Genomic DNA, 461 nt, shown 5'->3' with positions numbered 1-461 from the left:
GAGCAGGCCGTCGAGCACGGTTTCGAGGCCCTGCTGCGCGACAAGTCGCAGGTCAAGGTGCTGGTCAATCCCAACCCGGCCCTGGCCGACGCCTGAAGGAACGATCGCCGATGGTTTTCCAGCACGATATCTACGCCGGCCAGCAGGTGCTGGTCACTGGCGGCAGCTCCGGCATCGGCGCGGCCATCGCCATGCAGTTCGCCGAACTCGGCGCCGAAGTCGTCGCCCTCGGCCTGGACGCCGACGGCGTGCACGCACCGCGTCATCCGCGGATTCGCCGGGAAGAACTGGACATCACCGACAGCCAGCGCCTGCAACGGCTGTTCGAAGCGCTGCCGCGCCTGGATGTGCTGGTGAACAACGCCGGCATCAGCCGCGACCGCGAGGAATACGACCTGGCGACCTTCGAACGGGTGCTGCGCCTCAACCTGAGCGCCGCCATGCTCGCCAGCCAACTGGCC

The 461-nt window shown here is 67.7% G+C and carries 1 protein-coding gene; it reads left to right on the top strand.

Going from position 1 to position 461, the window contains the following annotated elements; genetic code table 11:
- Positions 1-110: 110 nt before the first annotated feature.
- The coding region (locus MUA00_RS00185) for an SDR family NAD(P)-dependent oxidoreductase (RefSeq protein ID WP_271130448.1) at positions 111-461 on the top strand (351 nt) is incomplete at its 3' end.

The sequence above is a fragment of the Dryocola boscaweniae genome (genome assembly GCF_025215095.1).
GTDB classification, from domain to species: Bacteria; Pseudomonadota; Gammaproteobacteria; order Enterobacterales; family Enterobacteriaceae; genus Dryocola; species Dryocola boscaweniae.
This window is presented reverse-complemented; position numbering and strand designations above follow the sequence as displayed.